The following is a 26,141-nucleotide window of genomic DNA, read 5'->3' as shown; positions in this document are numbered from 1 at the left end:
TGGAATCCCCACACCATATGCCCGGTTCAGTGGTCGTGCCAGCCGGCTCAGCCACCTCGGCTGACGTCGTCCAGCGCCGCGCGGATCTCCAAGGGCAGCGTGACGGCCTCCGTGGCGACCGAGGCGGCGAGCTGGGCGGCGTCGCGAGCGCCGACGATCGCGGCCGCGACGCCGGGCCGGTCGCGCACCCACGCCAGCGCGACGGCGAGCGGTGAGGTGCCCAGCCCGTCGGCCGCGGTCAGCACGGCCTGCACGATCCGCGACGAGCGTTCGTTGCGCCGCGCCTCGACGTAGGAGGCGAGGTTGGCCGAGGCCGCACGCGAGTCGGCCGGGGTGCCGTCGACGTACTTGCCGGTCAGCACGCCGCGCCCGAGTGGGGCCCACGCGAGCAGGCCGATGCCGTGGTGGGCGGCCGCGGGCAGCAGCTCCTGCTCGACGTCGCGGGAGATCAGCGAGTACTCGACCTGCGCGGACACCGGGACGGTGATGCTGCCCAACGCCTTGCCGCGCTCGGCGACGGTGGCCAGCTCCCAGCCCTTCGGCGCGACGAGACCCGCGTAGCGCGCCTTGCCCGACATCACCGCGATCTGGACGGCGGAGAGCGTCTCCTCCAGCGGGACGGTCGCGTCGAACGCCGGCAGCTGCCACAGGTCGATGTGATCGGTGCCGAGCCGGTCCAGGGCGGCGTCGAGCCCGGAGAGCAGCGCCCCGCGCGCCGGTCCGTCGCCGAGCGGCCCGCCCGGCATCGTGCCGCGCCCGGCGATCACGACGTCGTCGCGCGGCACGCTCTGCGCCAGCACCTCGCCGAGCACCGACTGCGCGGCGCCGTCGCCGTAGCCGTCGGAGGTCTCGACGAGCGTGCCGCCGGCGTCGACGAACGCCGTGAGCTGGGCCGTCGCGTCCTCGGTTTCGGTATCGGCCCCCCAGGTCATCGTCCCGAGTCCGATCCTCGACACCTCAAGCCCGCTCGAACCGACCCGTCTTCGCCGCACATGAGAGAGCCTAAGGCTGGGCTCTCAGGTACCCCCGGTACGGTCCGCGCTCGTGAGTTGGCTCGAAGTCCTCGTACTCGGTCTCGTCCAAGGTTTGACGGAGTTCCTCCCGATCTCGTCGTCGGCCCACCTGCGGATCGTGTCGGAGGTCTTCTTCGGCCGCGACGCGGGTGCGGCGTTCACGGCGGTGACGCAGCTGGGCACCGAGCTAGCCGTGATCATCTTCTTCGCGCGGGACATCTGGGGCCTGCTGGTGACCTGGGTCCGCGGCATGTTCGATGCCGAGGTCCGCAAGGAGCCGGACTACCGGCTGGCCTGGCTGGTGATCATCGGGACGATCCCGATCGGCGTGCTCGGGCTCCTGTTCGAGGACCAGATCCAGACCGCCGCCCGCAACCTCTGGCTGATCGCCTGCACGCTGATCGGCTTCGGCCTGCTGCTCGGCCTCGCGGAGAAGGTCGGCGAGCAGCGCATCGAGCTGCGCCGCATGAAGGTCGCCGACGGGATCATCCTCGGCCTCGCACAGGCGATGGCGCTGATCCCCGGCGTCTCCCGCTCGGGCGGGACGATCACCGCGGGCCTGTTCCTCGGGTTCACCCGCACGGCTGCCGTGCGCTACTCGTTCCTGCTCGCCATCCCCGCCGTCGTGGCGTCGGGCATCTTCCAGATCCCCGACGTCTTCGCGGGCGACGGGCCCAGCGGCGTCCAGATGGCGGTGGCGACGGTCATCGCGTTCGCCGTCGGCTACGCCTCGATCGCGTGGCTGCTGCGCTACGTCGAGAAGCACAGCGTCTACGTGTTCGTCTGGTACCGGGTCGCGCTCGGCATCGTGCTGCTTGTGGCGCTGAGCCTGGGCTGGGTCGCCGCTACCTGAGTCACCTCGTGAACGCCGGCGTGAGCCCGGTCATCTCCTCCGAGAGATCCCACAGGCGGCGGGCGGCCTCGGCGTCGCGCGCGGCCCGGCTCGGCGTCTCCAGCACGGGCGTCGCGCCCCTGTATACGAACCGCGGGCCGTAGTGCTCGCCGCCGCGCACCGCGGGGTCGGTGAGCGCGCGCAGCATCGGCCGCGCGCCCAGTGCCGGGCTCTGCGCGATGTACGGGACGAGCCGTCGGGCCAACCAGTTGGTCAGGGCGGATCCCTCCGTGCCCAGATCCGTGTTCGAGCCACCGGGATGCGCGGCGACGGCGATCGTGTCGGCGTCGGCAACGGCGAGCCTGCGCTGCAGCTCGGCGGTGAACAGCAGGTTCGCCAGCTTGCTGTGGAAGTACGACTGCGAGCGGTCGTAGGACCGTTCCAGTTTCGGGTCGGCGCTGCCGCGGGCGCCGCGGTGCCCCATGCTCGACATCGAGCCGACCCGTGAGCCCGGCGTGGCGAGCAGGTGCGGCAGCAGTCGTGCGGTCAGCGCGAAGTGCCCGAGGTGGTTCACCCCGAACTGGGTCTCGAAGCCCTGCGCGGTCCGCGACTCGTCGACCGCCATCAGTCCGGCGTTGTTGACGAGCAGGTCGAGCCTGCTGTCGAAGCCGTCGGCGAACGCGGCGACGCTGTCGAGATCGGCCAGGTCGAGCGCGCGGACCTCGATCTCGGCGCCGGGCGTCCGGCCCCGGATCGTCGCCGCCGCTGCGGTGGCCTTCTCGGGGTTGCGGCAGGCCAGCACGACGGCCGCACCGTGCGCCGCCAGCTCGGCGGCGATCTCCAGTCCGAGCCCTGCGTTCGATCCCGTGACGACGGCGCGGCGGCCGGTCTGGTCGGGGATGTCGGCGGTCGTCCAACTCATGGCGCACTCCTCGGCAGAAGGTGAATGTTCCTTCATCTTAGCCATAACGTGAATGCAGGTTCATGATGTGTGGGTGAGAGCCGACGCACAGCGCAACCGGAGCCGGATACTCGTTGCCGCCCGGGAGCTCGTCGCCACGACGGGCGCCGACGCGACGATGGAGGACATCGCCAAGCTCGCCGGGGTGGCCGTCGGCACCCTCTACCGGCACTTCCCCGCGAAGGAGGATCTGGTCTCAGCGGTCGTGGACGACTCGGTCGAGCAGGTCGCGGCCATGGCGGAGGAGTCGCTGCGCAAGATCGATGCGGGCGCTCCGCCCGGTCCGGAGCTTGCCGCGCTGTTCCGCACCGCCGCCGAACGGCAGGCCACCGACAAGGCGCTCAAGTCGGCTGCGGGCCGCCTCGACGCCGAGGCCGAGCTGACGACGGCGACCCCGGACTCGCCGATGGGTCGGGCGACGGCCGCGTTCGTGAAATTGCTGGAACGCGCGATCGCCGCGGGCGCCGTCCGGCCCGACCTGACGTTCGCCGACATCGTGATGCTGCTCACCAGCATCCCCGGTGCCGAGATGCCGTCGGCAATGCGATCCCGGTTCATCGAGATCGTGATCGCCGGGCTGGCCCCGTAGTCTCGGTCGTCGTGACCACCCTGATCCTGCTGCGCCACGGCCGCTCCTCGGCCAACGTGTCCGGCGTGCTCGCCGGTCGCACGCCGGGCGTCGAGCTGGACGAGGTCGGGCGCGGCCAGGCCGACAAGATCGTCGAGCGGCTGGCGGGTGTCCCGATCGCCGAGATCGTCTGCTCACCCATGCTGCGCTGCGAGCAGACCGTCGCGCCGCTCGCGAAGGACCGCGGCCTGACCCCCGTCACGGAGCCGGAGCTGGCCGAGGTCGACTACGGCTCGTGGACGGGCGGCTCGCTCAAGACCCTGTCCAAGGAGGCTCTGTGGCGGGTCGTGCAGGCGCACCCGTCCGCCGCGGTCTTCCCCGGCGGAGAAGGCCTCGCCGGCATGCAGGCCCGCGCGGTCGGTGCCGTCCGTGCGCACTCCGCGCGGATCGCCGCGGAACACGGTCCGCAGGCGGTCTGGCTGGCCTGCACGCACGGCGACGTGATCAAGGCGGTGCTGGCCGACGCGCTGGCCACGCACCTCGACAACTTCCAACGGATCATGGTCGACACCAGCTCGATCAGCGTCGTGCACTACACCGAGACCCGGCCGTTCGTGGCGCGGGTGAACGACCTCGCGGGCGATGTGTCGGGGCTCATACCGCCCAAGCCCAAGCGACGTCGCAAGCCTGCGGCCCGCAGTTCGGACGCCGTGGTGGGCGGGTCGACGAACGCGTAACCGGGAAGAAACGTGCCTGATGGGCGCGGTTGGCATACCCTCGAAGTGCCATGTCACGCGTCATCCATGTCTTCCGCCAGCCCGAGCGATTCGTCGCCGGGACCGTCGGCGAGCCCGGCGACCGGTCGTTCTACCTGCAGGCGATCGAGCAGGCCCGCACGATCAGCGTCCTGCTGGAGAAACAGCAGGTCTCGGTGCTCGCCGAGCGCATCAGCGCGCTGCTGCAGGAGGTGGTGCGTCGCTTCGGTGCCGACGACGCCGACGAGCCGGCCCGCACCGACCTCGACCCGCTCGCCGTCCCGCTCGAGGAGGAGTTCCGCGTTGGCACGATGGGTCTGGGCTGGGACGCCGATTCGCGCTCGATCGTCGTCGAGCTGCTCGCGGTGACGGAGGAGGAGGTCGACGAGTCGGTTGTGCTCGACGACACCGAGGAGGGCCCCGACGCCCTGCGGGTGTTCCTCTCCCCGTTGCAGGCGAAGGCGTTCGCCGACCGCGCCGAGCGGGTCGTCTCCGCCGGCCGCCCGCCGTGCCCGCTGTGCGCGGAGCCGCTCGACCCGGAGGGCCACATCTGCGCGCGCCTGAACGGGTACCACCAGAGGTCCCCGGCTGCGGACTGAGACAGAACGTTCGTGGACCCTCGCGACCCGGCCGTGCCGGGACTGCTGCGGCGTGGCCGCATCGACGTCACCGGGCGTCTGGTGGACGCCTCCAACGCCACCCTCTTCGGCACGATCAGCGCCGACGGGCTGGAGGCGCAGTGCGTCTACAAGCCGATCCGCGGTGAGCGGCCGCTCTGGGACTTCCCCGACGGCACGCTCGCCGGCCGTGAGGTCGCGACGTTCCTGATCTCGGAGGCCGCCGGGTTCGACGTCGTGCCGCCGACGGTGCTGCGTGACGGCCCGTTCGGGCCGGGCATGGTGCAGGTCTGGGTCGACACCGACGACGAGCGCGAGCTGGTGGACGTCTGCTCGCCGAGGAAGGTGCCGCCGGGTTGGATCGGGGTGCTGCGGGCGCGCGGCGACCGCGGCGAACCCGCGGTGCTCGTCCACGCCGACACGCCGGAGCTGCGCCGGATGGCGGCGTTCGACATCGTCGTGAACAACGCCGACCGCAAGGGCGGGCACGTGCTCGCCGGCACCGACGGGCACCTGTACGGCGTCGACCACGGGCTGACCCTGCACGTCGAGGACAAGCTGCGCACAGTGCTGTGGGGCTGGATCGGACAGCCGCTGCCCGACGACGCCGTCGAGGCGCTCGAGAAGCTGCGTGCGGGCCTCGACGGCGGGCTAATCGACACGCTCGGCGAGCACATCACCCGCCGTGAGACGCGCACGCTGGTCGCCCGGGTCGACGCGTTGCTCGCCGAGGGCAAGTTCCCCGAGCCGTCCGGCTACGGGCCCGCCATCCCGTGGCCCGCATTCTGAAGAAGGCCACGATCGTCTGTTGTGAGGATGAGTCGTCGGATAGATTGTTGAGGATTCAACACTCAGTCCGGAGGTTCTCGTGGGGATCGTCGTTTGGGTGCTGCAAGGCCTGCTCGCGCTGGTCTACTTCGCGGCCGGGGTCGCGAAGCTCGTCCGCCCGAAGCCGGCGCTCGTCTCGGCGGGCATGGGCTGGGCCGACGACTACTCCGACGCCGGGGTGAAGGGGATCGGCGTGGTCGAGGTGATCGGCGCGATCGGGCTGATCCTGCCCTGGGTCACCGGGATCCTGCCCGTGCTGACCCCGCTCGCCGCTGTCGGACTGCTTGTGGTCTCGGTGCTGGCCGTGGCCACGCACGTGCGGCGCAAGGAGACGATCGTGCCGCCGTTGGTGCTCGGGATCCTGGCGCTCGCCGTCGCCGTCCTGCGCTTCGGGTCGTACGCCTACGTTGTGTAGGGCTCTGTTGTAGCACCGTCTGCGCTGTTCACCCAGGGACCATCAGGCCCACCCTCACAGCCGGCGACGAACCGGATACGCGCCTAGCGTTGATCGCATGGACATCGGACTGCACATCGCCGACTTCACGTTCCCGAACGGCCGGGCCGGGCTCGCCGACGATCTGACGAGGATCGTCACGGAGGCCGAGGAGGTCGGGATCGCGCGGGTCAGCGTGATGGACCACCTGTGGCAGATCGGCGTGCTCGGCCCGCCGGAGCACGACATGCTGGAGGCCTACACGACGCTCGGCTACCTCGCCGCGCGCACGTCGAAGGTCGAGCTGCTCGCGTGGGTGACGGCCGTCAGCTACCGCGAGCCGGGGATGCTGGCCAAGCTCGTATCGACGCTGGACGTGCTCTCGAAGGGCCGGGCTTGGCTCGGCATCGGGGCCGCGTGGAACGGCGATGAGGCGCGCGGGCTCGGCCTCCCGTTCCCCTCGACCGCCGAGCGTTTCGAGCGGCTCGAGGAGAGCCTCCAGATCTGCCAGCAGATGTGGAGCGAGCGCAACGAGCCGTACGAGGGCAAGCACTACCACCTCGAGCGCACGCTGAACGCGCCGCAGCCGCTGCGCACGCCGCCGATCCTCATCGGTGGTGGCGGCGAGAAGAAGACGTTGCGCCTCGTCGCGCAGTACGCGCAGGCCTGCAACCTCTTCGCCGGGCCGGAGCTGCCGGGCAAGCTCGACGTGCTGCGCGCGCACTGCGCCGACGTCGGGCGCGACTACGACGACATCGAGAAGACCGTCATGGTGCAGCTCGACACCGGCGAGAAGGGCGAGAAGGTCGACGCGCTGATCGAGCAGCTGCAGGGCCTCGGGAAGCTCGGCGTGAGCGAGGCCCACGGCTGGGTGCCCAGGTCTGGGACCCGGCGCGGCTGGAGCTGATCGGCAGGGAGATCATTCCTGCCGCGAAGGAGTTCTGATCATCTCTGTTCTGGACGGTCGGATGCGCGCGCTGAGCCCGGGTCGGTAACGTCGCCCGCGCAGGGCGACCAGCGAGGGAGAACCATGACCGAGCCAGCGCAGAGCCGCATCGGGGTCACCGGGCTTGCGGTGATGGGGGCGAACCTCGCCCGCAACATCGCGCGCCGCGGCGTGCCGGTCGCTGTGCACAACCGCACGGCGGCCCGCACGAAGGAGTTCGTCGAGGCCTACGGCGATGAGGGGACGTTCCACGGCGCCGAGTCGCTGGAGGACTTCGTCGCCGCGCTGGAGCGACCGCGCCGCATCATCGTGATGGTCAAGGCCGGCGCCCCGGTCGACGGCGTGATCTCCGACCTGACGCCGCTGCTCGACGAGGGCGACATCATCATCGACGCCGGCAACTCGCACTTCCCCGACACCAAGCGCCGCACCGAGGAGTGCGCGGCCAACGGGCTGCGGTTCATGGGCATCGGCGTCTCGGGCGGCGAGGAGGGCGCGCTGCTCGGGCCGAGCATCATGCCCGGCGGTGACCCCGCGGCGTACGCCGAGGTCGAAGAGGTGCTGACCAGCATCGCCGCCGTCGTCGACGGCACGCCGTGCTGCGTCCACGTCGGACCCGACGGCGCCGGGCACTACGTCAAGATGGTGCACAACGGCATCGAGTACGCCGACATCCAGCTCATCGCCGAGGCGTACGACCTGCTCACGCATGTCGCGGGGCTCGACGCGCCGGCCATCGCGGCGATCTTCGAGGAGTGGAACACCGGCGACCTGGAGTCGTTCCTCATCGAGATCACCGCGAAGGTGCTCGCCAAGACCGACGAGCGCACCGGCGGCCCGCTCGTGGACGTCATCCTCGACCAGGCCGGGCAGAAGGGCACCGGCACCTGGACGGCGATCGACGCGCTGGACCTGGGCGTCCCGCTCACCGGGATCACCGAGGCGGTCTTCGCCCGCGGGCTCTCCGCGCTGCGGTCGGAGCGCAAGGCGGCCTCGACCGTGCTGGCCGGGCCGAACCCGAGCGCGGCGGAGAACCGGACCGATCTCGTCGAGGACATCCGCCAGGCGCTCTACGCGAGCAAGGTCGTCGCGTACGCGCAGGGCTTCGCGCAGATGCGTGCGGCGTCGCAGGCGAACGACTGGAACCTCGACCTCGGCGCGATGGCGACGATCTGGCGCGGGGGCTGCATCATCAGGGCGCAGTTCCTCAACCGCATCCGCGACGCGTACGAAGAGCATCGGGGGACGGCAGCCGGCGGGGTGGGTGAGGGGAGCGACATCGAGAACCTGCTGATGGTGCCGTACTTCACCGAGGCCGTCGCCAACGCGCAGGACGCGTGGCGCCGGGTGGTGATCACGGCGACCGAGCAGGGCGTCGCGATCCCGGCGTTCGCCAGCTCGCTCTCGTACTACGACGCCTACCGGCGCGAACGCGGCCCCGCGAACCTCATCCAAGGGCTGCGCGACTTCTTCGGCGCGCACACCTACAAGCGCATCGACGCGGAAGGAAGCTTCCACACCCGGTGGGCGCAGGACGGCACGGAGGTCCGCACCGACGCATGATCGGTGCAGGTCGCTAGGTTGAAGCGGTCAAGCACCGTTCCTCGTGAGGTGACCGTTGGCCCGCCCGACCATCCGCGACATCGCCGAAGCCGCCGGCGTGTCCAAGCCTGCGGTGTCGTACGCGCTCAACGGCAAGCCCGGAGTCTCACCGGAGACGCGGGCGCGCATCCTCACGATCGCCGACGAGCTGGGTTGGGTGCCGAGCAGCGCGGCGCGGGCGCTGTCGAGCTCCCGTGCCGACGCCGTCGGGCTGATCGCGGTGCGCTCGCCGGAGCTCGTCGCCACCGAGCCGTTCTTCATGCGGATGGTCGCCGGGATCGAACGCACGCTCGCTGCGCGCGGGGTCGCGCTGCTGCTGACGATCCTGCCCGACACGACCGGTGAGCTGGAGCTGTACCGCAGCTGGTGGGCCAGCCGGAAGGTCGACGGGATGCTCCTGATCGATCTCCGCAGGGACGATCCCCGACCGGCGTGGGTGCGCTCCACCGGCGCGCCCGCGGTGATCATCGGGGCGCAGCGGCAGTACCGCGGCATCGCCAGCACACGGCCCGACCCCGAGGGCATGATGCGCCGCGCGCTCGCGCTGCTGCACGCGAAGGGGCACCGCCGGATCGGCCGTGTCCGCGGCCCGGGCCGGCTGGAGCACATCGCACGGCGCAGCACCGCGTTCGCCGAGCTCACTCGCGAGCTGCTCGGGGAGGAGCAGCCGCAGGCGGACGCAGATTTCACGGCGGAGTCGGGGGTAGCGGCAACCCGCGAGCTGCTGGCGTCCGAGCGGCCTCCGACGGCGATCGTCTACGACAACGACGTGATGGCCGTGGCTTCCGTCGCGGAGCTCACCGGTTCGGGTGTTGCGGTGCCGGGCGACGTCGCCGTGCTCGCCTGGGACGACTCGTCGCTCTGTCAGCTGGTCCGCCCGACCGTCACCGCGTTCACCCACGACGTGGTCGAGGAGGGCAGTGCGGCCGCCGAGCTGCTGCTCGCCCGCATCGGCGGCGGGCCCGTCGAGGACCGGTGGTTGAGCCCGGCGCACCTGACGGAGCGCGAAAGCACCGCGTAGCCGCTCCTCGGCGTCCACAGGGGTTCCCGAACGGGTGATGAACCGGTTAATATGCCGACACGCTTAACCGGTTCATCAGATGCACGACGACGAAGGAGTCGACAGTGCGCTTCAGGACGTTCGGCAAGTTCAGGAAGTTCACCGCGACGCTTGCTGCAGTACTGGTCGCCGCAGGTCTGGCGGCGTGCTCGTCCGGTCCGAGCGGCGGCGATCCCATGACGATCACGTACTGGGCGAGCAACCAGGGTCCGACGGTCCAGCGGGACAAGGAGATCCTCACCCCGGAGCTGGAGGCGTTCACCCGGCAGACGGGCATCAAGGTCAACCTCGAGGTGATCGACTGGCAGCACCTGCTCGACCGCATCACCACGGCCACCACCTCGGGCGACGGGCCGGACGTCGTGAACATCGGCAACACGTGGTCGGCGTCGCTGCAGGCCACCGGCGCGTTCGTCGACTTCGACGACGCCACGCTCGCGAAGGTCGGTGGTGGCGACAAGTTCCTCGCCACCAGCATGAGCTCGACCGGCGCCGCCGGCATCACGCCGACCTCGGTCCCGATCTACGGCCTGTCCTACGGGCTCTTCTACAACAAGAAGGCGTTCGAGGCCGCCGGGATCACCTCGCCGCCCGCGAGCTGGAGCGATTTCCTGGCCGCGGCGAAGAAGCTGACCGACCCCGCTGCGGGCACGTACGGCATCTCGCTGGCCGGCGCGAGCTACACCGAGGGTGCGCACTTCGCGTTCATCCTCGGCAAGCAGCACGGCGGCTCGTTCTTCGACGCCTCGGGACGGCCCACGTTCGCTACACCGCAGAACGTCGCCGCGATCGAGCAGTACATCGCGCTGCTCGGCACCGAGAAGGTCGCCGTGCCGAGCTCCGCGGAGCACGCGAGGACGGCGGACGCCGTGGCCGACTTCACGTCCGGCAAGGCGGCGATGATGATCGCCCAGACCAACACGACGGCCGCGATCGCCGCAGGTGGGATGGCCGAAGGCGACTACGGTGTGGCGCCGATGCCGATCAACGACCCGCTCCCGGCCGGCGGGGAGCGGGTCAACAGCCACGTCGCCGGGATCAACATCGCCGCGTTCAAGGACAAGAACACCGACGGCGCGCTGAAGCTCATCGAGTTCCTCACCAGCCCCGCCGAGCAGGTCAAGCTCAACCAGGAGTTCGGGTCGCTGCCGGTCACCAAGGACGCCGCGGCCGATCCCGCCTTCCAGGGTGCGAAGACGAAGATCTTCCTCGAGGAGCTGGCCACGACCTCCGCGCCGATGCCGATGGTCCCCAACGAGAGCCAGTTCGAGACGACCGTCGGCTCGGCGGTCAAGGAGATGCTGGCGCAGATCGCGGGCGGCAAGCCGGTGACGCAGGCCGAGGTCCAGGCCGCGCTGGCGGGCGCGCAGCAGAAGCTGGGCGGCACGGGCTGATGGTGACGCCCGTCGGCACCCGACCGGCCGTGCCGGCGGTGCCCCGCACGGGACGGCGCCGCGGCTGGTCGCCGAGCCGGCGCGTGCTGCCGTACCTGCTCATCGGCCCGGCGCTGCTGTTCGAGCTGCTCGTGCACGTCATCCCGATGCTGACCGGGGTCTCGATCAGCTTCCTGCAGCTGAACCAGTTCTACCTGCGCCGATGGTTGCAGGCCCCGTTCGCGGGGTTGGCGAACTACCGGATCGCCTTCGACCTGCAGAGCGAGATCGGGCTCGACCTGCTGCGTTCGGTCGGCATCACGCTCGCCTACAGCGCTGTCGTGGTGAGCGTGAGCTGGCTGTTCGGGATCTTCGGCGCGACGCTGCTGCAGAGCTCGGTGCGCGGACGATCGCTGCTGCGCACGTTCTTCCTGATCCCGTACGCGCTGCCGGTGTTCACCGCGGTGATCGTCTGGAAGTTCATGCTCGACCACGACAGCGGGCTCGTGAACCACGTGCTCGCCGGCACCGGCCTCGGCGACGGCAACACGTTCTGGCTGCTCGGCGACAACGCCTTCATCAGCATGGCGTTGATCGGGATCTGGCGGCTGTGGCCGTTCGCGCTGCTGACGCTGATGGCGGGCCTGCAGTCGATCCCGACGGAGGTGTACGAGGCCGCCGAGGTGGACGGTGCGAACCGGTGGCAGCAGTTCACGGGGCTCACACTGCCGATGCTGCGGCCGGTCAACCAGGTGCTGGTGCTCGTGCTCTTCCTCTGGACGTTCAACGACTTCAACGTGCCGTTCACGCTCTTCGCCGGATCGACCCCGGCGAGCGCCGACCTCGTCTCGGTGCACGTCTACCAGAGCTCGTTCATCACGTGGAACTTCGGCCTCGGCTCCGCGATGTCGGTGACGCTGCTGGTGTTCCTGCTGGTCGTCACGTCCTTGTACATCGCCGTGACGTCGCGGAGGGCCCGCAATGCATGAGTCGCGCACGTTCCGGACCATCCGGTTCATCGGCCTCGCCGGGCTGATGGTCTTCACGGTGACCCCGCTGTACGTGATCGTCTCGACGGCCGTGAAGCCGCTCGGCGACGTGCAGAACGTCTTCCACTGGATCCCGTCGACGATCACGTTCCAGGCTTTCGTCGACGTCTGGTCGACCGTGCCGCTCGCGCGGTACTTCGTGAACAGCTTGATCGTCGCGACGTGCTCCAGCGTGTTCTCGGTGGCGCTCGCCGTGCTCGCCGCATACGCGATCAGCCGCTACACCTTCCGCGGGCGGGAGCTCTTCCGCATGGCGGTGCTCTCGACGCAGATGTTCCCCGGGATCCTCTTCCTGCTCCCGCTCTACCTGATCTACGTCAACATCGGGCAGCTCACCGGCCTGAAGCTGAACGGGAACCTGTCGGGGCTGATCATCACCTACCTGACGCTCACGCTGCCGTTCTCGATCTGGATGCTCGTGGGCTACTTCAATTCGATCCCGCGCGACCTCGATGAGGCAGGTCTCGTGGACGGGGCGAGCCCGACGAGGGTGCTGTGGTCGATCGTGCTCCCCGCCGCGCGACCGGGGATCGTCGCCGTCGGCATCTACGCGTTCATGACCTCGTGGAGCGAGGCCCTTTTCGCCTCGGTGCTCACCGACAGCGCCTCGAAGACGCTCGCCGTCGGGTTCGCCGAGTTCACGACCCAGATCGCCGTGTACTGGAACCAGATCATGGCCGCATCGGTCGTCGTGAGCGTGCCGATCGTGGCCGGCTTCCTCTTGATGCAGCGCTACCTCGTGCAGGGCCTCACCGCCGGCGCCGTCAAATGACCGCGCCGTCAAGAATGAAAGGAACAGCGTGCCGATCCGCCGTCCCTCGCCCAAGCTGACCGTCGACGGGCAACCGTCCGTCTGGCTCGGCGCGAACTTCTGGTCCCGCACGGGTGGGCCGCTGATGTGGCGCAGCTACGACGCCGCGGTCGTCCGCGACGAGCTGCGCGTGCTCGCCGAGCACGGGCTGCGCCAGACCCGTTCGTTCTTCTACTGGCCCGACTTCCACCCCGAGCCGGACCGCATCGACGAGGCGCTGGTCGTGCACTACCGGGACTTCCTCGACGCCCACACCGAGCACGGGATGTCCTCGATCCCGACGTTCATCGTCGGGCACATGTCCGGGGAGAACTGGGACCCGGCGTGGCGCGGCGGCCTCCAGCGCGACCTCTACGCCGACGTGTGGCTGGTGAGCAGGCAGGCCTGGTTCGTCGAGCGGGCGGTGCGCGCGCTGCACGAGCACCCCGCCGTGGCCGGCTGGTTGATCAGCAACGAGATGCCGATCTACGGGCGGCGCCGCGGCGAGCCGCAGGCGCCCACGTCCGACGTCACCAGCTGGGCGACGCTGATGGTGCAGGCGGTGCGCGCCGGCGGCGGCACCCAGCCGGTCTCGCTGGGCGACGGCGCGTGGGGCATCGAGGTCACCGGCGTCGACAACGGTTTCTCGTTGCGCGAGACCGCCGAGCTGGTCGACTTCGTCGGACCGCACACCTACCGCATGGAGACCGATCGGGTGCGCCAGCACCTGTCCTCGGCGTTCCACTGCGAGCTGGCGGCCGTGGCGGGCAAGCCCGTGGTGCTGGAGGAGTTCGGGCTGTCCACCGCGTTCGTCTCGGTGCCGGAGCAGGGCCACTACTACCGCCAGCAGCTGCACAACTCGCTGCTCGCGGGCGCGACCGGCTGGATCGCGTGGAACAACACCGACTACGACAACCTCGCCGAGCAGGACCCGTACCGCCACCACCCGTTCGAGATGCACTTCGGCATCACCACCAACACCGGTGAGCCGAAGGCGCCCCTGCTCGAACTGAAGCAGTTCGCCGACGTGCTCGACGACGTCGACTTCGCGGGCCTCGACCGGACGGACACCGAGGCCGCGCTCGTCGTCACCAGCTACCTGGAACGCGGGTATCCCATCGCCACTGCCGCCGACCGCAGCTTCGCGGAGCGGACCTTGCGGCAGGGCTACGTCGCGGCGCGCGAGGCGAGCCTTCCGGTCGCCCTGACCAGGGAGGAGGACGGCATCGACGAGGGCGCCGCGCTCTACCTCCTGCCGTGCGTGCGGCAGCTGCTGGCCCCGACGTGGCAACGGCTCGGCGGGCTCGCCGCGGCGGGCGCGACGGTCTACCTGTCGTTCTGCTCCGGCGAGGAGAACCTGCACCGGGCCTTCTGGCACGCAGGGTTCAACGAGATGTTCGGGGTGGAGCACGAGCTGTCCTACGGGCTGGTGCACCCGATCGTCGACGAGACGGTCGAGCTGCGGTTCACCCAGTCGTTCGGCTCGATCGCGGCGGGTGAGGTGCTGCGCTTCGCCGTCGGCGGCAACGAGCACAGCCGCGCCTACCTGCCCGTCGTGCCGAAGGGGGCGACGGTCGTCGCGGTCGACGCGCACGACCGGCCCGCGCTGCTGCGCCACGCCACCGGCGCCGGGCAGACCGTGCTCGCCACGTACCCGTTGGAGTACATGGCGGCGGTCCGGGCGCACGTCAACCCCGAGGACACGCACCGGATCTACGACGCGCTCGCCGTCGAGGCCGGGGTGCGGCGCGAGCTCGTCGTCGACGACCCGCGCGTCTTCACCGACACGATGGTGCACGCCGACGGCCGCCGGTTCGGGTGGATCGTCAGCCAGCACCCCGAGGAGTTGACGGTCCGCCCCCGGAGCGCGTCGCGGCTCGTGCCGCTCGGTGCGGACGAGCCGGTCGACGAGCTGCGGGTCGATCCGTACGGGGTGCGGGTGGTCGAGCTGCGGGAGTAGCCGCTGGCGCTGGTATCCGGGACTTCCCTGAGGTGGACGCGCTCCCGGCGGGGCCAGACTGGAGTCATGAAGACGCTGCTGAACCTGATCTGGCTCGTGCTGTGCGGGTTCTGGATGGCGGTCGGCTACGCGATCGCCGGCGTGATCTGCTGCGTGCTGATCATCACGATCCCGTTCGGGCTGGCCTCGTTCCGGATGGCGAGCTTCGCGCTGTGGCCGTTCGGTCGCGAGCTCGTCGACCGGCGGGGTGCCGGTGCGCCCTCGACGATCGGCAACCTGATCTGGATCGTGGTCGCCGGCTGGTGGCTGGCGCTCGGGCACCTCGTCACCGGGGTGGCGCTGTGCATCACGATCATCGGCATCCCGCTGGGCATCGCCAACTTCAAGCTGCTGCCGGTGTCGCTCGTGCCGCTGGGCAAGGAGATCGTGGAGATCCGCTAGCGGGTGCGAGATGGGCCGCATCGCTGCTTGATCGACGATGCCGCCCATCTCGCCGGGGCATGCCGATCAACTAGCGGCAGAGCTCGTCGAGGTGCCGGGTGAGCGTGGAGCGCAGCCGCTCGGGTGTGACGACCTCCGGTCGGACGATGGCGTGCAGCGCGAGGCCGTCGACGATCGCGTACAGGCGGTCCGCCTCGTAGGACAGGTCGATGCCGGGGCGGGCGTGCCCTGACTCGACCAGCTCGTCGAGCACGTCGGCGAACATCTGCCGCATCCCGTCGAAGATCTCGTCGTTGAGCGCGCGCAACGCGGGGTCGCTCAGTGCGGCGCCGAGGAAGGCGAGCCAGACCTCGGTCTCGATCCGCCGGTCGTGGTCGACCGGCACCATCGCCTCGACGACCGCCTCGACGAGGTCGCGACCCCCGCCCGCCGTCTCCGCGGCCGCCTGCATCCGGGCCCGGGTCCGCTCGCCGGCCAGGCGTAGCGAGAACACCAGCAGCTCGGACTGGCTGCCGAAGAAGTGGCGCAGCGAGCCCTGTGACAGCCCCGCCTCGGCGGCCACGTTGCGCACGGACGCGCTGGCCAGCCCGTCCCGGCGGATCACCCGCCAGACGCCCTCCGCGATCTGCTCGCGACGTTCGACCGGATCCACGACTTTGAACACGTGGCGACGCTAGCACGACTGTGCTAGCGTGAGTATTAATACAGTCGTGCCAAAGGTTGGAGGCGGTCATGGTGGGTCGGGGAGTGCGGGGTTGGACGCTGGCGGCGGTCGGCGTCGCGGTGCTGGCACTGGCCGGATGCGTGGTCGGATGCGGGGCCCGGGCGGCACCCGTCGCCGAGGATCCGGTCGTGTCCACGAGGTCGGGTCCCGTCCGCGGCACCGAGGCCGCAGGTTTACGGACGTTCCAGGGGATCCCGTTCGCCGCGCCACCGATCGGGGAGGCGCGATGGCAGGCGCCGCAGCCCGTCGAGCCGTGGCGCGAGCCGCGGGATGCGCGCACGCCTGCTCCGATGTGCATCCAGTCGCCGCACGACCCGATCCCGGGCCCGCAGTCGGAGGATTGCCTCTACCTCAACGTCACCGCGCCGTCGTCCGCGCGGCCGGACAAGCCGGCGCCGGTGGTGGTGTGGCTCTACGGCGGCGGCTTCTACCAGGGCAACGCGGCCGAGTACCACGCCGGGCGGCTCGCCGGGGCGGGCGACGTCGTCGTGGTGACGCCCAGCTACCGGCTGGGGATCTTCGGGTTCCTCCGGCTGCCGGGCCTGCCCGACGCCGGGGCGTTCGGGCTGCACGACCAGCAGACCGCGCTGCGCTGGGTCCGCGACAACATCAGGTCCTTCGGTGGCGACCCCGGCAACGTCACGTTGGCGGGGGAGTCGGCCGGGTCCATGAGCACCTGCGGCCACCTCACCTCGCCGAGCGCGGCCGGGTTGTTCCACAAGGCCGTCATGCAGAGCGGCACCTGCTTGGTCGAATGGCCGCCGTATCCGGCAGAGGGGCGGGGCTACACGCCGTACGAGCCACCGGCCGCCGTCGAGGCCACGAGCACCGCGACCGCGGCAGAGCTCGGCTGCGGCGTGCCGGCGGAGGTGCTCCCGTGCCTGCGAGGGAAGTCCACTGCCGAGCTGGCGGAGCGGATGTACGGGTTCTCCCCGTCCTACGGCAGCAGCGTCCTGCCCGAAGACCCGGCGATGGCGTTGCGCGATGGCCGGTTCCACCACGTGCCCGTCATGGTCGGCACCACCCGCGACGAGGCCCGGTCGTCGATCACCGGGGAGGTGCCTTCGCCGCTGCCCCCCGACGCGTACCGCGAACTGCTCGCCGAGGAGTTCGGCGCCGATGCCGCTGCGGTGGCCGCGGAGTACCCGCCCGTCGAGGGCGACAACGGTCCGAGCTACGCGCAGATCCACACCGACCGCACCTGGGCCTACACGACCGAACAGGCGCTTGACGCATTCTCCGCACGGGTGCCGACGTACGGGTTCGAGTTCGCCGACCGGGAGGCCCCGCTGTACGAGGGGATGGTCGAGAAGGCGTTCCCGTACGGCGCCTACCACGGTTCCGATGTCGTGTACCTGTTCGACATCGGCGGGGTCGAGGCGGCGTTCACCGACGACCAGCGTCGCCTGGCCGCCGAAATGGTCGGCTACTGGGCGCGGTTCGCGCACACCGGTGATCCGAACGGTCCCGGCCCGCCGGGCTGGCCGGAGTACGGGGCCGCGCGGCACGTGCAGTCGCTGGCGCCCGGCGCCGGCGGGATCGGTGCCGCCGCCTACTCCACGGAGCACCGGCTCGCCTTCTGGCGTGCGCTCCACGGTACTGCGGGATCACGATGAGGCACGCGACCCGCCTGGCGGACCGTGCCGATCGCCACTGCTCACTCGATCAACCGGTACTGCGTCGGGTCGAGGGTGCGCGTCGCTTTCTCGTACTCGCGCATGTAGCCGGGCCAGTTGGTGACGATCCGCCCCGAGCGGTCGCGGTACCAGGAGTTGCACTGCATCCACGCCGTGCCGGCGAACCGGCCCTGCAGCTGCCGGTCGCCGGCCGCCTCGACGTCCGGTCGGACGTCGATCGCGGTAGCTCCGCGGCGCCGGACCTCCTGCAAGGCCTGTCGCAGGTACCGGGCCTGCGCTTCGAGGTAGACGATGATCGAGCCGCCGGAGGTGTTGGTGTTCGGCCCGTACATCACGAACAGCGAAGGGAATCCGGGCACCGAGATGCCCAGGTGGGCGCGCGGACCGTCGGCCCACACGTCGTCGAGGGACCGCCCGCCGGCGCCCACGACCTTCATAGGGAACATGAATCCGGTGGTCGCGAAGCCGGTCGCGTAGACGACGCAGTCGACGTCGTGCTCGCGGCCGTCGGCGGTGACGATGCCGGAGGGCGTCATGCGGCTGATCGCGTCGGTGATCAGCTCGACGTTGTCGCGCTGCAGCGCTGGCAGGAAGGCCGAGCTGAACAGCACCCGTTTGCAGCCGAACGTGTAGTCCGGCCAGACCTTCTCCCTCAGCTCGGGGTCGGTCAGTTGGGAACGCATGAACCGCGACGACTGGGAGTGTCCGAGCCGGCCGAGGCTGCGCGGGTTGCGGATCATCGCGGTGAGCAGCTCGCCGTACTGGTAGATGAACCTGCGGCGTGCCGTCTGGAGGCCCGGCACCCGGCGGACGGCTTCCCGGAACGCCGCCGGGTAGGGCCGGTTCTCGCGCGGCAGGAACCAGTTGCCGGTGCGCTGGAAGACGGTGAGGCGCTCGACGATCGGCGCGATCTCAGGCACGAACTGCACCGCGCTCGCCCCGGAGCCGACCACGGCCACGCGTTTGCCGCGGAGGTCGTAGCCGTGGTCCCAACGTGCGGAGTGGAACGTGTGGCCCGCGAAGGTGTCGGCGCCCTCGATGCGCGGGTAGGCGGGTCGGTTCAGCTGGCCCGTCGCGATGACAACCGCGTTGGCGTCGATGGTGTGCCCGCCAGCGGTCGAGACGGTCCACCGCTGCGTGGAGTCGTCCCACGTGCAGCCGGTCACCTCGGTGTTCGGCACGACCCTGCGGTCCACGCCGTAGTCGCGGGCCACCGTGCGCAGGTAGTCGAGGATCTCGGCCTGCGGCGAGCACAGTCGGGTCCAGTCGCGGCGCTGGGCGAACGAGAATGAATACAGGTGGCTCGGCACGTCGCAGGCCGCGCCGGGATAGGTGTTGTGCAGCCACGTGCCGCCCAGCTCGGGTGCCGCGTCGAGGACGGTGATGTCCGAGAACCCGTGTTTCTGCAGCTCGATGGTGGCGGCTACCCCGCCGAACCCGGCCCCGACGACAACGATCTTCGGATCAGCGCTGACCACCCGTGCCACTCAACGCTGATCAGACCAGCTTGTCGAGATCCAGTGTGATGGGGAAGGGATCAGAGGTGGTGAAGGTGCCCGTGATGGGGGGGCGTCGACGTAGCCGAACTCGCCGGCCAGGTGGCAGGCGGTGAGGGTGGTGCGGCCGTCGATGTCGACGATCCAGTAGTGCGGGATACCGGCGTCGGAGTACTCGTCGTGCTTGATCGTCGAGTCGGTGCGACGGGAGCTCGGCGAGAGGATCTCCACCGCGAGGACGACATCGTCGGCGGGCAGCAACCCGCCATCTGTGCAGGTGCGCTCGTACGACGCGCAGTTGACGACGATGAGGTCGGGCGCCCGGACAGTGCCCGGTCGGTCTGACGCCACAAGTCTCAGGTCGACATCGACGCCGGGGAGCACCTTGAGGTATTCCGACGAGCACGCGTCGAGTCGGATGAGCAACTAGCCCATGCAGCCTTGATGCTTGGGCGGAGGCTTCGAGGTCATCACGAGCGCGCCTTCCTGAAGCTCGAATCCGTGCACGCCGTCGTCCGGGAGCGCTGCGTATGCCGCTGCCGTGAGCGGTACCGAAAGGTGGCCAACTGGGAGGGTGCTCATGTGAGGAATGTGGCACGCGGCGCCCACATCGGAGAGACCGCAACGTCGTGGCATGTCTGGGAGCCGGGACTTCCGGAACGGCGTTCGGATCGGCAAGAGTGGCTGCGTGCCCACCGTCGCGCAGGATCCCGACCACCTGACCGTCTACGCGCAGGCCATGCCCGAGAAGCCGGCTGTGATCGACCCCGACAGCGGCCGGGTGTTGACCTACGCCGAACTGGAGGAGCGGGCCAACCGCCTCGCTGACGCGCTGCGTGGCATCGGGCTGCGTGCGGGCGACCGGGTCGTCTGGTGCGGGCCCAACAGCGTCGAGGTCATCACGATCCTGAACGCCGCGCGCAAGGCTGGGCTGGTCGCGGTGCCGCTGGCGTACCGGTTCACCGCCGACGAGATGCGGTACGTGATCGCCGACAGCGGTGCTTCGGTGGTGCTCGTCGACGCCGAGTACTCCGAGCGCGTCGCGGCGGTGCGCGACGAGCTGCCTGACGTGAAGGAGGTGGTTGTTTTCGCCGGCGAGCCGTTCGCCGGGGCACGGTCGATGGCCGACATGATCGCGGCAGGTTCGCCGGAGCCGGTGGGCGTGCCCACCACCGGCGGCGGCTCGATGATCTACACGTCGGGCACGACGGGGAAGCCGAAGGGCGCCGTGCGCGCCAAACAAGATCCAGCGACCACAGCCGCGCTGGTCGCGACGTTGCGGCTGGTCATGGGGGAGGAGGTGCACGTCACAACAGGCCCGCTCTACCACTCGGGCCCGCTCGCGTGGGCCGGGCTGAACCACGTGCTCGGCGGCACGGTCGTCCTGATGCGTCGCTTCGACGCTTCCCGCTGGCTCGAGCTGGTGCGCACGTACCGGGTGACCAACACGTTCACCGCGCCGACCCCGCTCAAGCGGATCGTCGCGCTGCCGGCCGACGAGCTCGCGCGGGCCGACCTCTCGTCGATGCGCTCGCTCGTCGCCAACGCGGCGCCTGTGCCGTACGCGCTCAAGCAGGAGATCATCGAGAAGCTCGGCGACGGGTTCCTGTTCGAGGTGTACGGATCCACCGAGCTGGGCGTCGACGCCGTGCTGCCTCCCGAGGACCAGCTGCGCAAGCCGGGCTCCTGCGGGCGCGCGGTGACCGGCGTCGAGCTGCGGGTGGTCGGTGCCGACGGCACCCCGCTGCCGCCGGGCGAGCCCGGCACGCTGCAGGTCCGCTCGGCATCGACGTTCGTCGGCTACCACGGCAGGGCCGAGCCTGTCGCCGACGAGGAGGGCTGGAAGTCTGTCGGCGATGTCGCGCACCTCGACGAGGAGGGCTACCTCTACATCCGCGACCGCGGCGGCGACCTCGTGATCACCGGCGGGATGAACGTCTACCCCGCCGAGGTCGAGGCGGTGCTGCACGCCCACCCCGACGTGCTCGACGCCGCGGTCTACGGGCTGCCGTCGGAGGAGTGGGGGCAGACCGTCCACGCGGTGCTGGTGGCGCGGCCCGGCCAGGAGATCGACATCGCCGCGGTCGAGGTGCACGTCGCGCAGCACCTTGCCGGCTACAAGCGGCCGCGCTCGTGGGAGGTGCTCGACGAGCTGCCGCGCACCGAGGCCGGCAAGCTGCTGAAACGGGTCCTACGCGAGCGCTCGTAGCCAGTCCATCGCGACGGGAGCCGCGTCCATGACCGAGATGTGGCCGTCGTTCTGCCGGACCCAGTGCTCGGCGGTGCGGCAGGTGCGCACGATCCACTCGGAGTGGGCCGGCGGGATGATCCGGTCCTGCCCGCCGTGCACGACGAGGACGGGCACCTCGATCGTCCCGACGTCGAACCCCCACGGCGTGGCGAAGGCCATGTCGTCGTCGACCTGCCCGTGCGGGCCTTCCGCGCCGGCCTTCTGCGCGTCTGCCCCGAGCGAGGCCCAGCGGCCGTCCGGACCGAGCACGGCCCGGTCCGCCGCGGTGAAGCTCTCCTCGACGAACTCCGCGGTCTCGGCATGGCGCTCGCGGGCATCGAGGCCTTGCGCAGCCGCGCGCAGCGCACTGCTGTCGACCATGCCCGCGTACCAGTCGTAGTCGTCGGTGTAGGGCGCCGGCCCGGCCAGATCGACGGCACCGATCACGCGGTCGGGCAGCAGCGACGCACAGGCCAGTGCGTGCGAGCCGCCGCCGGAGCCGCCCATCACCGCGAACCGGGCGAGGCCAAGCTCGTCGGCGATCCGCTGGACGTCGACGGCCGCCGACGCGACGCCACGGCCAGGCACGCGAGTCGAACCCCCGTACCCGGGCCGGGCGTAGGACACCAGCCGCATGCCCCGCGCCGCACAGGCTTCGAGCAGCGGCGGGAGCGGCACGCCGGTCTGCGGGGTCGGGTGCAGCCAGAACAAAGTGAGTCCGCCTTCGCCGCCGCTCTCGTCACCGCCGTCGTGGTAGCGCAGCACCCTGCCGTCGTCCAACTCGAGATCCACGTGTCAACTCCCCAGCACGTTCACGGCCCGCGCTACGACCAGTGCAACGGTCGCGAGCGAGACCACCGACTCGAACATCATCGTCATCTTCGCCCATCGGGAGAGCGGCATGGTGTCGGTCGGGCTGAACGCGGTCGAGTTGGTGAACGACAAGTAGAGGTAGTCGGCGAACGTCGGCTCCCATTCCGGGTCGGCCACCTCCGGCACCTGCATCTGGACGAACAGGAAGTCGGGATGGCCGTCGCCGCCCCGAGCGCGAGCGGCCGGCCCGCCCCGGTCGAACTCCCAGAAGAGCAGCGCCGACGCGATGATGTTCGTGATCCAGATCGAGGCGCCGGTCGAGAGCAGCGTCGCTGCGTCGCCGCCGAACCGGCCGCCGATGAGCGCGGCCACGAGGCTCACCACCGACCACGCCGCAGCGATCCCGACCGTCGCGGCCAGCCCGATGCCCAGTACCCGCAGGACGGTCGACTCGGCGCCGACCCGGAACGGGTTGGCGACGAAGAGCGTGGCCAGCAGCAACAGCTCGATTCCCGGCAGGAGCCACCAGGGCCCTGGCGCCACCGCGTCGGGCAGCAGCATCTGCAGCACGATCGCCACGGCGACGGCGAGCGCCGCGGGCCAGCGGTGCTCACCGCGGGTGGGGCGGCGCCACGCCGGCGCGGCGGAGGGGGACGTCATGAAGGGGGACGGTAGGGCAATGTGGCCGGTGAGCTATGCGACGGCCGGCGTCTTCGCTCTTAGGAGTCGGGTGATCTCGTGCGCCGCAGCGCGGCCGGCCCGGTTCGCACCGATCGTGCTCGCGCTCGGGCCGTACCCAACGAGATGGATGCGCGGATCTGCGCGCACGCGCGTGCCGTCCATCGCGATGCCACCGCCCGGTCCGCGCAGCCCGAGCGGCGTGAGGTGGCCGAGCGCGGCGCGCCACCCCGTCGCCCAAAGGATCACGTCGGCGGCGAAGGTCGTGCCGTCCGCCCAGGTCACACCGTCGGGGGTGATCCGCTCGAACATGGGGTGCCGGTCGAGGATCCCGGCCTCCTGGGCGGCGATGACGGCCGGGGTGCGGCCGAGGCCGGTCACGCCGACGACGCTCAGCGGCGGCAGCCCGGCGCGCACCCGCTCTTCGACGAGCGCGACGGCGGCCCGGCCGGCCTCGTCGCCGAACGGCCCGTCGTGGAAGAGCGGCGGGCGGCGGGTGACCCATCGGGTGGCCGCGGCGACCCCCGCGATCTCGATCAGCAGCTGCACCGCCGACGTGCCACCGCCGACGACCACCACCCGCTTGCCGGCGAACTCGGCCGGCCCCCGGTACTCGACGGTGTGCAGCTGGCGGCCGCGGAACGTGGTGTCCCCGGGATAGCGCGGGCGGAAGGGGCGGGTCCACGTGCCGGTCGCGTTGATGAGCGCGCGTGTCGTCCACTCGCCGGCGTCCGACTCGACGACCAGTTCCGGCGCCGCATCGCGGACCACCGAGACGCGGACCGGCCGCAGTACGTCGATGCCGAACTCGCGCTCGTAGTCGGCGAAGTACTCGGGGACGACCTGAGCGGCCGGCCGGGTCGGGTCGGATGGGTGGAAACCGAGGCCCGGTAGGTCGTGGATGCGGTGGGCATCGTCTACGCGCAACGTCGGCCAGCGATGCCTCCACGCACCGCCCGGCCCCTCTTCCGCGTCGAGGACGACGAAGTCCAGGCCGGCCTTGCGCAGCCCGTAAGCGGCGGAGAGCCCCGCCTGACCGGCCCCGATGACCACCACGTCGCTGCGCATGTCACGTGCAACGCCCGGGAGTGGCCCTTTCGTCCTCGCTGTGAGCTGCGCCAAACCCGAATGGCACACTTTTCTGGTAAGTGTTATTTCCAAAGGGGGGAACATGTTCGGACGCAAGAGGAAACGGGTTGATGCCGCACCGCTGGCCGAGGCGATGCTGGCGGCGTTCACCCAGGCCGGGGTGTCGGTGCGGCCGGGCCGGGCGGAGCTGCTGATTGCGGTCCCCGGGGTGCAGCGCCCGCTCCCGCTGCAGCTCGCGCCGATGCTCAGGGACGCGCCTCCAGGGCCGTCCGCGGAGCTGCGCGACTTCGCGGAGGGCGTCGTCCGCGGCTACATCCGCGGGATGCGCCGCAGCGGGATCCTGATCGGGACGCACTACCCGCTCCCGGACGACGACGTGGCCGGACACGCGCTGTCGGCCGCGTTCCACGAGGCTGGGCTCGCAGCGTCGTTCGTGGATCCCCGCCGGATCAAGATCCAGCTCGCCGACGGCTCGGAGGCCGTCACGGACATCTCGCGGTACCGCATCGCGGTCGACGGGGCGCCGGCGCACGTCGTCGCCGCGCACGCCGCCGAGGAGGCCCGCCGCGCCGCGCACCCGGTCGCCGCGATGACCGACCCTCGCGACACCGATCTGCGCCTTCGGGTGTACGCGGAGGACGTGCTGGTCGAGCCGGTGCGCGGCGGCACGGTCGCGCGCGAGCTCGCTGCCGGGCTGTGGGAGACCGTCGCGGTCGACCTGCCCGATGCGGTGATGCCGCTCCCACGCGCCGGTTCGGACAGCGGTCGGGAGGCCGAGCTGTTCCGCCTCGCCATCACCAACACCCTGGCGCAGGACTTCACGTCCACCTGGATGGATCCGTTCGGCGTCCGCCTGCTGCACATCGGTGGCGAGCACCCGTACATGGCAGCGCACGCGCACGTGCTCACCCGCTACCTCGACGGACAGTGGTTCGACGGCGCTGTGGTCGCCTTCCCGCTGCCGGAGGTGGTGCTGGTGCATCCCATCGGGCGCACCGACCTGCTGCATGCCGTCCCGATCCTCCAGGAGATCGCCGACCGGCTCGTCGCCGATGGGCACAAGCCGATCAGCACGCAGCTGTACTGGTGGCAGGCCTCCGCGCGGGAACGTGCCGCTCCCGGCGACGCCGTGCAGCTGGCGCACCGGCCCGACCTGCGGCCGGTGCGGATCGACCGCAGCGGAGCCCGGATCGAGGTCCAGTGCGACCCGGGCTTCCGTGCGCTGATCGACCGGTTCAGCGCCGCGCGGTAGCCGCCCGCGTGGGGTACGGGGTGGCCGCGAACCGCTCGGCCCAGCCGGCGATGTCACCGGTCCCGACGTTGCCGCCGCAGATCACGAGCCCGAGCCGGGCGTCGGGGGCGACCCGGTCGAGCACCTGGTGCGCGGCCGGGACGAGGCAGCCGGCGGCCGGCTCGGTCCACACCTTGGCCTCCTCGGCGAGGGTGAGGGTGCCGCGCACGGCGTCGGCGTCAGGAACGACGATCACGTCCTCGACCAGCGCCTGGACGTGCGCGAGCGTGAGCGGTGTGACGAACGGTGCGCACAGCGTGCTGGCGATCGACGTCGGCGTGATCGATACGGGGGAGGACGCGGCGAGCGCGAGCTTCATCGCATCGGCACCTTCGGTCTCGACGCCCCACACCCGGACACCTGGCACGAGCGCCTTCATCGCCACCGCGACACCGGCGATCAGACCGCCGCCGCCGATGCTGACCAGCACGTCGGTGACGTCAGGCGCGTCCTGCGCGAACTCCAGACCCACCGTGGCCTGCCCCGCGACGACCACGCGGTCGTCGAAGGGGTGCACGAGCGTCCGCCCGCCCGCCACCAGCTCGTCCATCAGCGCGAACGCCGTTGGCATGTCGGGGGTGATCCGCACGTCGGCACCCGACTCGCGCGCGGACGCGACGGAGCTCGCGGGCGCCGACTCAGGCATCACGACCGTCGCGGCCACGCCGAGCGAGCCGGCGACGTCGGCGAGCGCGATGCCGTGGTTGCCGCCGCTGACGGCGACCACACCGGCGTCGCGCTCGGCCGCCGAGAGCCCGAGGATCTTGTTGAAGACGCCGCGCGGTTTGAAGGAACCGCTGCGCTGCAACAGCTCCAGCTTCAGCGCCACGGGGACGCCCAGGTTGGCCGAGAGGCCGGGGCTCGCCACGGTCGGGGTGCGCAGGACGTTGCCGGCGATCCGCTCCGCCGCGGCGGTGATGTCGTCGATACCGATCAGGTCGCTCACGACTCCACG

General features: G+C 70.8%; 26 protein-coding genes. 17 read left to right on the top strand and 9 right to left on the bottom strand.

Going from position 1 to position 26,141, the window contains the following annotated elements; all coding sequences use genetic code 11:
• Positions 1-47: 47 nt before the first annotated feature.
• Positions 48-992, bottom strand: a complete 945-nt coding sequence (locus LL648_RS15315) for an aldo/keto reductase (RefSeq protein WP_232663216.1) — start codon at positions 990-992, stop codon at positions 48-50.
• A 52-nt stretch (positions 993-1,044) separates the two neighbouring features.
• On the opposite strand from LL648_RS15315, the gene LL648_RS15310 reads away from it, so the two are divergent.
• On the top strand, positions 1,045-1,866 hold the full coding sequence (locus LL648_RS15310; protein WP_232663215.1) for an undecaprenyl-diphosphate phosphatase: 822 nt from the start codon (positions 1,045-1,047) through the stop codon (positions 1,864-1,866).
• A 1-nt stretch (position 1,867) separates the two neighbouring features.
• On the opposite strand, the gene LL648_RS15305 is transcribed toward LL648_RS15310, so the two are convergent.
• A complete protein-coding gene (locus LL648_RS15305; RefSeq protein WP_232663214.1) occupies positions 1,868-2,767 on the bottom strand; it encodes an oxidoreductase in 900 nt (299 codons plus the stop codon).
• Positions 2,768-2,840: 73 nt separating this feature from the next.
• Between LL648_RS15305 and LL648_RS15300 the strand changes: the two genes are divergently transcribed.
• The 13 genes from LL648_RS15300 (at position 2,841) to LL648_RS15240 (ending at position 15,228) form a co-directional block, all read left to right on the top strand.
• The gene (locus LL648_RS15300) at positions 2,841-3,395 is read left to right on the top strand and encodes a TetR/AcrR family transcriptional regulator (RefSeq protein WP_232663213.1); all 555 of its coding nucleotides are present in this window, start codon (positions 2,841-2,843) and stop codon (positions 3,393-3,395) included.
• A gap of 11 nt (positions 3,396-3,406) precedes the next feature.
• Positions 3,407-4,111: a histidine phosphatase family protein gene (locus tag LL648_RS15295; protein ID WP_232663212.1), complete on the top strand. Its 705-nt coding sequence runs from the start codon at positions 3,407-3,409 to the stop codon at positions 4,109-4,111.
• A 50-nt stretch (positions 4,112-4,161) separates the two neighbouring features.
• Positions 4,162-4,728: a DUF3090 domain-containing protein gene (locus tag LL648_RS15290; RefSeq protein WP_232663211.1), complete on the top strand. Its 567-nt coding sequence runs from the start codon at positions 4,162-4,164 to the stop codon at positions 4,726-4,728.
• A 12-nt stretch (positions 4,729-4,740) separates the two neighbouring features.
• Positions 4,741-5,535 (top strand): SCO1664 family protein, encoded by a 795-nt coding sequence (locus LL648_RS15285; RefSeq protein WP_232663210.1) that lies wholly within the window; start codon positions 4,741-4,743, stop codon positions 5,533-5,535.
• 79 nt (positions 5,536-5,614) lie between these two features.
• Positions 5,615-5,989 carry a DoxX family protein gene (locus LL648_RS15280; protein WP_232663209.1) on the top strand — a complete coding sequence of 125 codons (375 nt, stop codon included), beginning with the start codon at positions 5,615-5,617 and terminating at the stop codon, positions 5,987-5,989.
• A 97-nt stretch (positions 5,990-6,086) separates the two neighbouring features.
• A complete protein-coding gene (locus LL648_RS15275; protein WP_308190328.1) occupies positions 6,087-6,914 on the top strand; it encodes a TIGR03560 family F420-dependent LLM class oxidoreductase in 828 nt (275 codons plus the stop codon).
• 123 nt (positions 6,915-7,037) lie between these two features.
• Positions 7,038-8,516 (top strand): NADP-dependent phosphogluconate dehydrogenase, encoded by a 1,479-nt coding sequence (gene gndA, locus LL648_RS15270; RefSeq protein ID WP_232663208.1) that lies wholly within the window; start codon positions 7,038-7,040, stop codon positions 8,514-8,516.
• 55 nt (positions 8,517-8,571) lie between these two features.
• Positions 8,572-9,576 (top strand): LacI family DNA-binding transcriptional regulator, encoded by a 1,005-nt coding sequence (locus tag LL648_RS15265; RefSeq protein WP_232663207.1) that lies wholly within the window; start codon positions 8,572-8,574, stop codon positions 9,574-9,576.
• Between the two features lie 104 nt (positions 9,577-9,680).
• Entirely contained in the window at positions 9,681-11,009 is a 1,329-nt protein-coding gene (locus LL648_RS15260) for an ABC transporter substrate-binding protein (protein WP_232663206.1), read from the top strand.
• Positions 11,009-11,977 carry a carbohydrate ABC transporter permease gene (locus tag LL648_RS15255; protein ID WP_232663205.1) on the top strand — a complete coding sequence of 323 codons (969 nt, stop codon included), beginning with the start codon at positions 11,009-11,011 and terminating at the stop codon, positions 11,975-11,977. Before LL648_RS15260 ends, LL648_RS15255 begins: the two co-directional genes overlap by 1 nt.
• Positions 11,970-12,809, top strand: coding sequence for a carbohydrate ABC transporter permease (locus LL648_RS15250; protein ID WP_232663204.1), 840 nt, complete (start codon positions 11,970-11,972; stop codon positions 12,807-12,809). The genes LL648_RS15255 and LL648_RS15250 overlap by 8 nt, the downstream gene beginning before the upstream one ends.
• A gap of 28 nt (positions 12,810-12,837) precedes the next feature.
• The gene (locus tag LL648_RS15245) at positions 12,838-14,787 is read left to right on the top strand and encodes a beta-mannosidase (RefSeq protein WP_232663203.1); all 1,950 of its coding nucleotides are present in this window, start codon (positions 12,838-12,840) and stop codon (positions 14,785-14,787) included.
• 66 nt (positions 14,788-14,853) lie between these two features.
• Positions 14,854-15,228, top strand: coding sequence for a YccF domain-containing protein (locus LL648_RS15240; RefSeq protein ID WP_232663202.1), 375 nt, complete (start codon positions 14,854-14,856; stop codon positions 15,226-15,228).
• Positions 15,229-15,298: 70 nt separating this feature from the next.
• Here LL648_RS15240 and LL648_RS45220 read toward each other — a convergent pair whose 3' ends face one another.
• A complete protein-coding gene (locus LL648_RS45220; RefSeq protein WP_232663201.1) occupies positions 15,299-15,892 on the bottom strand; it encodes a TetR/AcrR family transcriptional regulator in 594 nt (197 codons plus the stop codon).
• A 68-nt stretch (positions 15,893-15,960) separates the two neighbouring features.
• On the opposite strand from LL648_RS45220, the gene LL648_RS15230 reads away from it, so the two are divergent.
• Positions 15,961-17,568, top strand: coding sequence for a carboxylesterase/lipase family protein (locus LL648_RS15230; protein WP_232663200.1), 1,608 nt, complete (start codon positions 15,961-15,963; stop codon positions 17,566-17,568).
• 41 nt (positions 17,569-17,609) lie between these two features.
• On the opposite strand, the gene LL648_RS15225 is transcribed toward LL648_RS15230, so the two are convergent.
• Both LL648_RS15225 and LL648_RS15220 read right to left on the bottom strand, forming a co-directional pair.
• Positions 17,610-19,067, bottom strand: coding sequence for a flavin-containing monooxygenase (locus LL648_RS15225; protein ID WP_232663199.1), 1,458 nt, complete (start codon positions 19,065-19,067; stop codon positions 17,610-17,612).
• A gap of 9 nt (positions 19,068-19,076) precedes the next feature.
• The gene (locus LL648_RS15220; protein ID WP_232663198.1) at positions 19,077-19,511 is read right to left on the bottom strand and encodes a Uma2 family endonuclease; all 435 of its coding nucleotides are present in this window, start codon (positions 19,509-19,511) and stop codon (positions 19,077-19,079) included.
• 262 nt (positions 19,512-19,773) lie between these two features.
• On the opposite strand from LL648_RS15220, the gene LL648_RS15215 reads away from it, so the two are divergent.
• A complete protein-coding gene (locus LL648_RS15215) occupies positions 19,774-21,294 on the top strand; it encodes an AMP-binding protein (protein WP_232663197.1) in 1,521 nt (506 codons plus the stop codon).
• Here the strand turns inward: LL648_RS15215 and LL648_RS15210 are convergent.
• Genes LL648_RS15210 through LL648_RS15200 form a run of 3 tightly spaced genes read right to left on the bottom strand, consistent with a single transcriptional unit; the run spans position 21,277 to position 23,874 of the window.
• The gene (locus tag LL648_RS15210; RefSeq protein WP_232663196.1) at positions 21,277-22,107 is read right to left on the bottom strand and encodes an alpha/beta fold hydrolase; all 831 of its coding nucleotides are present in this window, start codon (positions 22,105-22,107) and stop codon (positions 21,277-21,279) included. The genes LL648_RS15215 and LL648_RS15210 overlap by 18 nt on opposite strands.
• Before the next feature lie 3 nt (positions 22,108-22,110).
• On the bottom strand, positions 22,111-22,788 hold the full coding sequence (locus LL648_RS15205) for a hypothetical protein (protein WP_232663195.1): 678 nt from the start codon (positions 22,786-22,788) through the stop codon (positions 22,111-22,113).
• 33 nt (positions 22,789-22,821) lie between these two features.
• Positions 22,822-23,874 (bottom strand): FAD-dependent oxidoreductase, encoded by a 1,053-nt coding sequence (locus LL648_RS15200; RefSeq protein ID WP_232663194.1) that lies wholly within the window; start codon positions 23,872-23,874, stop codon positions 22,822-22,824.
• Between the two features lie 103 nt (positions 23,875-23,977).
• On the opposite strand from LL648_RS15200, the gene LL648_RS15195 reads away from it, so the two are divergent.
• Positions 23,978-25,147 carry a hypothetical protein gene (locus tag LL648_RS15195; protein WP_232663193.1) on the top strand — a complete coding sequence of 390 codons (1,170 nt, stop codon included), beginning with the start codon at positions 23,978-23,980 and terminating at the stop codon, positions 25,145-25,147.
• Here the strand turns inward: LL648_RS15195 and LL648_RS15190 are convergent.
• A complete protein-coding gene (locus tag LL648_RS15190; RefSeq protein ID WP_232663192.1) occupies positions 25,131-26,132 on the bottom strand; it encodes a threonine ammonia-lyase in 1,002 nt (333 codons plus the stop codon). The two genes, LL648_RS15195 and LL648_RS15190, sit on opposite strands and share 17 nt — an antisense overlap.
• Positions 26,133-26,141: the final 9 nt, after the last annotated feature.

The organism is Pseudonocardia sp. TRM90224, from assembly GCF_021245725.1.
Taxonomy (GTDB): domain Bacteria; phylum Actinomycetota; class Actinomycetes; order Mycobacteriales; family Pseudonocardiaceae; genus Pseudonocardia.
The sequence above is the reverse complement of the archived record's forward strand: the minus strand, read 5'-3'. Positions and strand labels throughout refer to the sequence as shown.